General features: G+C 76.7%; 1 protein-coding gene. It reads right to left on the minus strand.

Features of this window, described 5'->3' with window-relative positions; genetic code table 11:
• Window positions 1-9: 9 nt before the first annotated feature.
• Window positions 10-9,921 carry a type I polyketide synthase gene (locus tag JOL79_RS35130; protein WP_210158204.1) on the minus strand — a complete coding sequence of 3,304 codons (9,912 nt, stop codon included), beginning with the start codon at window positions 9,919-9,921 and terminating at the stop codon, window positions 10-12.
• Between the last annotated feature and the right edge of the window lie 9 nt (window positions 9,922-9,930).

The following is a 9,930-nucleotide window of genomic DNA, read 5'->3' on the forward strand; positions in this document are numbered from 1 at the left end:
ACTGGGCATTTAGGACACGCCGAGCTCGTCGATGAACCGGAACAGCTCGTCGGCGCTGGCGGCTTCGAGCGTGCCGCTCACCGCGTCCTGCTCCGGCTCGCCGGCGTCGCCGAGCCCGTCTAGCCCGTCGAGCAGGCCGCGCAGCCGCATGCCGACCCGCAGCCGCAGCGCGGTGTCTCCCGCGGTGGCCGCGAGCTCCTCGGCCAGCTGGTCGATCGTGGCCAGCACGGCGTCCGGGGTCGCGCCGTCGCCGGTGACCAGTCCGTCGAGCAGCAGCCGGGCCACCGCCGCCGGCGTCGGATGGTCGAAGACCAGCGTCGCCGGGAGGGTCAGCCCGGTGGCGGCGGTCAGGCGGTTGCGCAGGTCGACCGCGGTCAGCGAGTCGAAGCCGAACTCCTTGAACGGACGGCGCGCGTCGACCGCGTCCGCGCTGTCGTGCCCGAGCACCGCCGCGGCGTTGCCCCGGACCACCTCCAGCACGATCTGCTCGTGCTCGTGCGGGGGCGCGGCGGCCAGCCGCCGCCGCAGCTCCGTTCCTGAGTCGGCCGCCGGGGCGGCCGCGGTGGCCGCCCGCTGGGCCCGCACCTCGGGCAGGTCGGCGATGAGCGGACGGGGCCGGGCGAAGGCGAAAGCGGGGGCGAAGACCGACCAGTCGACGTCGGCGACCGACAGGAACGTCTCCCCCGCCCCGGCGGCCTGCCGCATCGCGGCGATCGCCGCGTCGGGCGCCATGCCGCGGAAGCCGCGCCTGCGCATGTACTCCTCGCCGCCGGTCGCCTCGGCCATCCCGCCGCCGGCCCACAGCCCCCAGGCCACGGACGTGACCGGGAGGCCGCGCTCCCTTGCCTGCTCGGCCAGCGCGTCGAGGGCGGCGTTGGCCGCGCCGTACACGCCCTGGCGGGCGCTGCCCCAGACGCCGGCGTTGGACGAGAACAGCACGACCCGGTCCAGGTGGGCGGGGTCGAGCAGGTCGAGCAGGTGGACCGCGCCGTCGACCTTGCCGGCGCGGACGGCGGCCAGCTCCTCCGGGGTGGTGTCGGCGAGCAGCACCGGGGCGAGCGTGCCGGCGGCGTGGACCACGGAGTTGACCGGGCCGGGCAGGGCGGCCAGCAGCGCGGCGACCTGCGCCCGGTCGGCGGTGTCGCAGGCGGCGACGGTGACCCGCGCGCCGAGCGCGGTCAGCTCCTCGCGCAGCTCGGCGGCGCCGGGAGCGGCCTCGCCCCTGCGGCTGGTGAGCACGACGTGATCGGCGCCTGACCCGGCGGCCCACCGGGCCACGTGCGCGCCGAGCGCGCCGGTGCCGCCGGTGATCAGCACGGTGCCGCGCGGCTCCCACAGCGGCGCGGCCGGATCGGCGGGCGCGGGCAGCAGGCGGCGGGCCAGCACTCCGGTGGCGCGCACGGCGACCTGGTCCTCGTCGTCCAGCCCGGCCAGGACGGCCGCGATCCGGCCCGCGGCGCGGGCGTCCAGCGTCTCCGGCAGGTCGAGCAGGCCGCCCCACGCCTCCGGGTGCTCCAGGGCGAAGGTGCGGGCCAGCCCCCAGACCTGCGCCGGAGCGAGCCGGGACGCCGGGTCCGCGGGGACGGCGGCGACCGCGCCCCGGGTGAGGATCCACAGCGCGGTGTCCAGGCCGCCGATCGCCCGCGTCAGCGCCAGCGTGTCGAGCACCGCCCGGTCGTCGTCGCGCAGCGCCAGCAGCGACACGACGCCCGCGTACGGCCGGGCGAGCAGCGTCTCCCGGCCGACGGCCGTGCTGTGCTCGACCTCCGCTCCCGCGCCGATCAGCGCGAGCGTCACCTCCCCCGGATCGACGTCGGCCGGGTGGAGCACCAGCCAGGTGCCCGACAGCCTGGCCGGTTCCGGCTCGGGCAGCGGCGTGAACGCGATCCGGAACCGCCAGGCGTCGAGCCGCGAGCGTTCCCGCCGGTCACGGCGCCAGCCGGCGAGCGCGGGCAGCACCGGGGCGAGCGCGCCGGGGTCGACGCCGAGCGTCCGGCCGAGCGCCGCGGCGTCGGTCTCCTCGACCGCCGCCCAGAAGTCGTCGTCCGGGCCGCCGTCCGGGCCGCCGCCGCCCGCGCCGGGAGCGTCGGCCAGCCAGTAGTGCTGATGCTGGAAGGCGTAGGTGGGGACGTCCGGCGCCCGGCGGCGTCCGGTGAGCACGGTCGACCAGTCCACCGGCACGCCGGCGACCCAGGCCTCGGCGAGGGCCCGGATCTCCCGGTCCGGGCCGTCCTCGTCCCGGCGGAGCGTGCCGGCGACGGCCACGCCGTCCCCCGCCTCGGCCGCGACGTCCTGGATGCCGGCCGTGAGCACCGGGTGCGGGCTGACCTCGACGAAGTGGCGGTATCCGTCGGCGAGCAGGCGCCGGACGGCCGCCGCGAACCGGACCGGCCGCCGCAGGTTGTCGTACCAGTAGGCGGCGCCGTCCTCGGCCGTCATGGGCTCGGCCCGCACCGTGGAATACCACGGCACCCGGCCGGCGGCGATCCGGACCGGGGCGAGCAGCTCGAGGACGCGGTCGCGGAGCGCCTCCACCTGGACGGAGTGGCCGGCGGCGCTCGCCTTGATCCGGCGCACGCGGACTCCGTCCGCCTCGTAGCCGGCGGCCAGTTCGTCGATCGCGCCGGCCGCACCGGCCACGATCACCGAGGCGGGCCCGTTCACGGCGGCGATCTCCAGCCGGATCCGTCCCGGCCCGTCCTGGTCGCCGGGCTGGTGAGCCGCCGTGTCCGCCGCGTCGTACGCGGTCTGGTAGGCGGCGATCCGGGCGGCCACGCCGGCCTCGGCGGCGGCGACCGAGAGCATCGCGCCGGCCCCGGCGATCGCCGTCATCTCCCGGCTGCGCAGCGCCACGATCCGGGCGGCGTCGTCCAGGGTGAGCGCGCCGGCGACGCAGGCGGCGGCGATCTCACCCTGGGAGTGGCCGACGACCGCCGCGGGGGTGACGCCGTGCTCCTCCCACCACGCCGCCAGCGACACCATCACGGCGAACAGCATCGGCTGGACGACGTCGAGCCGGTCGAGCGACGGCGTCCCCGGCTCCTGCCGGAGCACCGCCTCGACCGAGTAGTCCAGATACCGGCCGAGCGCGGCGTCGCACTCGCGCAGGCGGCCGGCGAACGCCGGGGACCGGTCGAGCAGACGGGCGGCCATGCCCTCCCACTGGCCGCCCTGGCCGGGGAAGACGAAGACGGTCCCGCCGGCCGGACCGGCCACGCCGGTGACGACGTCGGGCGAGGGCCGCCCGTCCGCCAGCGCGCCGAGGGCGTCCACGCCGAGGGCGACCGCGCGGTGCTCCAGCGTGGCCCGGCCCGCGAGCGTGTGCGCGACGTCGACCGGCGGCACGTCGGGCCGGTCGCGGAGGAACGCGGCCAGCCGGCGGGCCTGGGCGGGCGGCGCGCCGCCGTCGCGGCCGGACAGCGGCAGCGGGACGACCGGCGGCTCCGGATTCTCCGGTTCCGGCGACGCGGGCGGGGCCTGCTCCAGGACGACGTGCGCGTTGGTGCCGCTGATGCCGAACGACGACACGCCCGCCCGGCGCGGGCGGTCCACCACCGGCCAGGGCCGTTCGGCGTCGAGCAGGGCGACGGCGCCGGACTCCCAGTCGACGTGCGGGGAGGGCGCGTCGATGTGCAGGCTGCGGGGCAGCACGCCGTGGCCGAGCGCGAGCACCATCTTCATGATCCCGGCGACCCCGGCGGCGGCCTGGGTGTGACCCAGGTTGGACTTGATCGATCCGAGCCAGAGCGGCTCGTCCCGGTCCTGGCCGTAGGCGGTCAGGAGGGCCTGCGCCTCGATCGGGTCGCCCAGCGCGGTGCCGGTGCCGTGGGCCTCGACGGCGTCCACGTCCTGCGGGGTGAGGCCCGCGTCGGCCAGCGCGGCCCGGATGACCCGCTGCTGCGACGGGCCGTTCGGCGCCGTCAGGCCGTTGGACGCGCCGTCCTGGTTCACCGCCGTGCCCCGCACCACGGCCAGGATCGGGTGGCCCAGGCGCTGGGCGTCCGAGAGCCGCTCGACCAGCAGCACGCCGGCGCCCTCCGACCAGGTGGCGCCGTCGGCCGCGGCGGAGAACGGCTTGCACCGGCCGTCGGCGGCCGAGCCGCCCTGCCGGGCGACCTCGACGAACGTGCTCGGGTTCGCCATCACCGAGACGCCGCCGGCGAGGGCGAGCTCGCACTCGCCGCGCCGCAGGGACTCCGCGGCCAGGTGGAGGGAGACCAGGGACGACGAGCAGGCGGTGTCGACCGTGAGCGCGGGGCCCTCCAGTCCGAAGACGTAGGCGACGCGGCCCGACACCACGCTGCCGGAGACGCCGGTCGCGCGGTATCCCTCGACGCCCTCGGGCAGCGTGGTCAGGCCGGTGCCGTAGTCGTGGTACATCAGGCCCGCGAACACGCCGGTCCGGGAGCCGCGCAGCCCCAGCGGATCGAGACCGGCGCGTTCGAACGCCTCCCAGGAGATCTCCAGCAGCAGCCGCTGCTGCGGGTCCATGGCCAGCGCCTCACGCGGGGAGATGCCGAACAGGCCGGCGTCGAAGTGGCCCGCGTCGTAGAGGAACCCGCCCTGCTGGGTGAAGCCCGTGCCGGTGAGGTCCCAGCCGCGGTCGGTGGGGAAGCCGGAGATCGCGTCGACGCCGTCGCGCAGCAGCCGCCACAGGTCCTCCGGGGAGCGCACCCCGCCGGGGAACCGGCACGCCATGCCGATGATCGCGATCGGCTCGTCGGCGCGGGCCTGGCCTGGCCGCACCGGCGACGCCCCGCCCGCCGGCCGGTCGGAGCCCAGCGCCCGATCGAGCAGGTAGCGGGCGATGGCGCGGGCGTTCGGGTAGTCGAACGCGAGCGTCGCCGGCAGGGTCAGGCCGGTGGCCGGTTGCAGCCGGTTCCGCAGCTCCACGGCGGTCAGCGAGTCGAAGCCCAGCTCGCGCAGCGCCCGGTTGCCGTCGACCGCGGCCCCGGACGCGAACCCGAGGACGGCGGCGATCGTGCCGCGCACCAGCTCGACGGCGGTCTGCTCGCGCTCGGCCTCGGGCAGGCCGGCCAGCCGCCGGGCGAATCCGTCCGCGCCGCCGGCCGTGGCCGCGCGGCGCGGCGCGCGCCGCACCAGCCCCGACAGGACCGGCGGGAGCAGCCCGCTGTCCGCGGTGGACCGCAGCGCGGGCAGGCTCAGCGCCACGGGGACGGCCAGCGCGGTTCCGGCGCGCAGGGCGGCGTCGAACAGGGCCAGCCCCTGGGCGGCCTCCAGCGGCAGAACGCCGCCGCGCCGCAGCCTGCGGCGGTCGGCGTCGGTGAGGCCGCCCGCCATGCCCTCGTCGGTGTCCCACAGGCCCCAGGCCAGCGAGGTGGCCGGGACGCCCTCGGCCCGCAGCCGCGCCGCGTAGGCGTCGGCGAACGTGTTCGCCGCGGCGTAGTTGGCCTGCCCGGCGTTGCCGAGCAGGCCCGCGGCCGAGGAGAACAGCACGAACGCGGCGAGCGGCTGCCCCGCGGTGGCCGCGTGGAGGTTCATGGCGGCGTCCACCTTGGGCCGCAGGACCGCGTCCAGGCGGCCGGGGGTGAGGTCCTCAAGCAGCCCGTCGTCGAGCACGCCCGCGGTGTGGATCACGGCGCTGACCGTCACGTCCCGCAGCGCGGCCTCGACCGCCTCCGGGTCGGTGACGTCGCAGGCGACCGCGCGCACCCGCGCGCCGTCGAGGTCGGGGCCCCCACCGGAGCGCGAGAGCAGCAGCAGGTCGCGGACGCCGTGCGCGGCGACGAGGTGCCGGGCGATCAGACGGCCGAGGGTGCCGGTGGCGCCCGTGATCACCACGGTGCCGCCGGTCAGGTCGGGCAGCTCCCCGCCGGTGGCGGCGTGCCGGACGACGCGGGGCACCGTGATCCGGCCGTCCCGCACCGCGGCCTGGGGGTGACCGGCGGCGAGCACGTCCGGGATCCGGTCCGCGGTGGGGGCGTCGACGATGGTGATCCGGCCGGGGTGCTCGTTCTGCGCGGACCTGACCAGCCCCCACAGCGCGGCGGCGACGAGCCCGGGGACGGTGTCCCCCGCGCCTGCGGCGATCGCCCCATCGGTGCGTACGACCAGGTGGGTTCCGGCCCGCCTCTCGTCGCCCAGGAACAGCCGCAGGGTCTCCAGCAGCCGCGCGGTCTCCGCCCGGACGGCGGCGCCGTCGACGGTGCTTTCCCCTGTGGTGCCGCTCGCGCAGTCGAGCACCAGCACGTCGCCGGGGTCGCCGGGGAGGGCGTCGCCGAGCGTGATCGCCGGCAGCGCCGGTTGACTGATCGGCTGCCGCTCCACGGCCTGACCGGCGGGCGCCTCGGCGTCCACCCAGTCGAGGCCGTAGAGGGGCAGGCCGGGGGCGGCGCCGATCCGGGCGGCGGTGACCGGCCGCACCGCGAGCGCGCCGACGTCGAGGACGGGCAGCCCTGCCTCGTCGGCGGCGTGCAGCCGGATCGTCTCCGGGCCGTCGCCCGCGGTGAGCCGGACGCGCAGGGAGCCGGCGCCGACGGCGTGCAGCCGGACGCCGTTGAACGCGAACGGCAGCCGGGCCGCGCCGTCCTCTCCGGGCACCAGGCCGCCGGCGGCCAGGGCGTGCAGGCAGGCGTCGAGCAGCGCGGGGTGGATCCCGTAGCCGCCGTAGCCGTCGTGACCAGGGCCGGTGCCATCGGCGCCGCCGCCGTCGAGGGCGACTTCGGCGAGGATCTCGCCCGCGCGCCGCCACACGCGGCGCAGGTTCTGGAACGCGGGCCCGTACCGCAGGCCGGTGTCGGCCAGCGCCGCGTAGAGGTCCTCGGCGTCGACCGGCTCGGCGTCGCGCGGCGGCCAGGCCAGGTCCGCCGGGCCTGCCGGTTCCGCCCGTTCCGCTGTGCCGGCCGGACGGAGGGTGCCGGTGGCGTGCGGCGTCCAGGGCTCCTCCCGGTCGGAACGGGAGTGAATGGTCACCACGCGGCGGGCGGCGCCCGGGTCGGGCCGGGCGACGGTGACGCGCAGGTCGACGCCGCCGGTCTCGGGCAGCGCCAGCGGGGCCTGGATGAGCAGTTCCTCGACGACGGGGGCGTCGGTCCGCTCACCGGCCGCGAGTGCCAGCTCGACCAGCGCCGCGCCGGGGATCAGGACGTCGCCGAGCACGTCGTGGTCGGTCAGCCAGGGCTGGGTGGCCCGGGAGACGTGACCGGTGAAGACCACGGTGCCGGACTCGGGCACCGGGACGGCGGCGGCGAGCAGCGGATGGCCGGTGTCGTCGAGCCCGGCCCCGGCCAGGTCGCCGGCCCCGGGCGCGGCGGTCAGCCAGTAGTGCGTCCGCTGGAAGGGATAGGTCGGCAGGTCGGGTGACCAGCGGCCGTCCGCCGGCCAGGCCGTCCAGTCGACCTCGACGCCCCGGACCCAGGCCTCGCCCAGCGCCCGGATCTGCGCGGCCGGGCCGTCCTCGCCGCGCCGCAGCGTGCCCCACACCCCCGCGTCGGGAACGCACTGCTCCACGGCCAGCGTCAGCACCGGATGACCGGAGACCTCCGCGAACAACCGGAAACCGTCCGCCGCCAGGCTCTCCACCACGGACGCGAACCGCACCGGCTCCCGCAGGTTCGCCCACCAGTAATCCTCACCGACGGGATCCACCACCCGCTCGCCGGTGACGGTCGAGTACCACGGAATGGTCGGCACCGCGCCCCGGACGCCGGACAGCCCCGTCACGACCGCGTCTCGCACCACGTCCACCTGGGGTGAGTGGGACGCGTACCCGACCTCCACAAGCCGGGCCCGCACCCCCCGCCCCTCACACCACGACACGAACGCCTCGACCAAAGGCCGCTCCCCCGCCACCACCACCTGCGACGGAGAATTCACCACCGCCACCACCAAACCCGACCACTCCGCACCCGACAACCACCCCGCCACCTCACCGGCATCCGCACCGACCGAGGCCATCCCCCCACTACCGTCCAACCCCACCAACGCCCCAGAACGAGCCGCCACCACCCGCGCCCCGTCCCCCACCGACAACGCCCCGGCCACCACCGCCGCGACCACCTCACCCTGCGAATGCCCCACCACCGCAGCCGGCCTCACCCCATGCGCCCCCCACCACGCCGTAAGAGCCACACCCACCGCCCACAACACCGGCTGCACCACCTCAACCCGCGACAACCACCCCTCCCCCGAACGCAACACCCCCTCCACCGAAAACCCCACCAACGGCGCCAACGCCGCATCACACTCCCGCAACCGCCCCGCGAACACCGGCGAGTCCAGCAACCCCGCCGCCATCCCCAGCCACTGACCACCCTGACCCGGATACACGAACACCACATCCGAGCTGCCCAGCGGGGAGCCGGCGACCGGGCCCACGCCGGAGGCCACCGCGTCCAGGCCGTCCAGATCCCAGGCCACCGCCCGGCTGGGCAGCGCGCCCCGGGTGATCAGGGTGGCGCCGACGTCGGCCAGGGACGCGCCGGTCGCGGTCAGGTGGTCGCGGACCGTGGCTGCCCAGGCGCGCAGCCCGTCCGCGTCGGCCCCGGCCAGCGGCAGCGGAACGACCGCGGGCGGCGGGGCTACGACGGTGTCCGCCGGTGCGGCCAGGCCGGCCGGCGCCTGTTCGAGGACGACGTGGGCGTTCGTGCCGCTGAACCCGAAGGAGGAGACGGCGGCCCGGCGGGGGGCGTCCGTCTCGGGCCAGGGCCGCGCGGCGGTGAGCAGTTCCAGCGCGCCGGTGGACCAGTCGATGTGCGGGGAGGGCGCGTCGACGTGCAGGGTCTTCGGCAGCACGCCGCGGCGCATGGCCTCGACCATCTTGATCACACCGCCGACGCCTGCGGCTGCCTGGGTGTGGCCCAGGTTGGACTTCAGCGAACCGAGCCGGAGCGGCTCGTCCCGGTCCCGGCCGTACGTGGCCAGCAGGGCCTGGGCTTCGATCGGGTCGCCGAGCGTGGTGCCCGTGCCGTGCGCCTCCACGGCGTCGACCTGGGCGGGAGTGAGCCGTGCGTCGGCCAGCGCGTCGAGGATGACCCGCTGCTGTGACGGGCCGTTCGGGGCGGTCAGCCCGTTGGACGCGCCGTCCTGGTTGACCGCCGAGCCCCGCACCACGGCGAGGATCGGGTGGCCGAGGCGCTGGGCGTCGGACAGCCGCTCGACCAGCAGCACGCCCGCGCCCTCGGACCAGCCGGTGCCGTCGGCGGCCTCGGCGAACGGCTTGCACCGGCCGTCGGCGGCCAGCCCGCCCTGCCGGGCGAACTCGACGAACGTGCTCGGACTCGCCATCACGGTCACGCCGCCGGCCAGCGCCATCGCGCACTCGCCCCGGCGCAGCGACTGCACCGCCAGGTGCAGCGCGACCAGCGACGACGAGCAGGCGGTGTCGATGGTCAGCGCGGGTCCTTCAAGGCCGAAGGTGTAGGCGACGCGGCCGGAGACCACGCTCCCGGACGTGCCGGTGGCCAGATAGCCCTCGACGCCGTCGGGCAGCGAGGTCAGCTGTGCGGCGTAGTCGTGGTACATGACGCCGGCGAACACACCGGTGCGGGAGCCCTTGACGCCGAGCGGGTCGATCCCGGCCCGTTCGAACGCCTCCCAGGAGATCTCCAGCAGCAGCCGCTGCTGCGGGTCCATGGCCAGGGCCTCGCGCGGGGAGATGCCGAAGACGGCCGGGTCGAACGCGCCCGCGTCGTCGAGGAAGCCGCCCTCCAGGGTGAAATCGCCCTCGGCCACCGCCCAGCCGCGGTCCTGCGGGAAACCGGTGATCGCGTCCCGTCCCGCGTCCAGCAGGTCCCAGAGCTGGCCGGGTGTGCGCACCCCGCCGGGATAACGGCAGGCCATGCCGATGATCGCGATCGGCTCGGCGGCCCTCTCCTCGATGTCGACGAGGTCGCGGCGGGCCTGCCGAAGGTCGGCGGTCGCCCGCTTGAGGTAGTCGCGGAGCTTCGCTTCGGTGTCCATGTCTCGCCA

The organism is Microbispora oryzae (assembly GCF_017896165.1).
GTDB lineage: Bacteria > Actinomycetota > Actinomycetes > Streptosporangiales > Streptosporangiaceae > Microbispora > Microbispora oryzae.

What these genes read in the sequence shown, in the direction of transcription:
- JOL79_RS35130 (WP_210158204.1), bottom strand. Translation starts at nt 9,921, where the DNA reads ATGGACACCGAAGCGAAGCTCCGCGACTACCTCAAGCGGGCGACCGCC.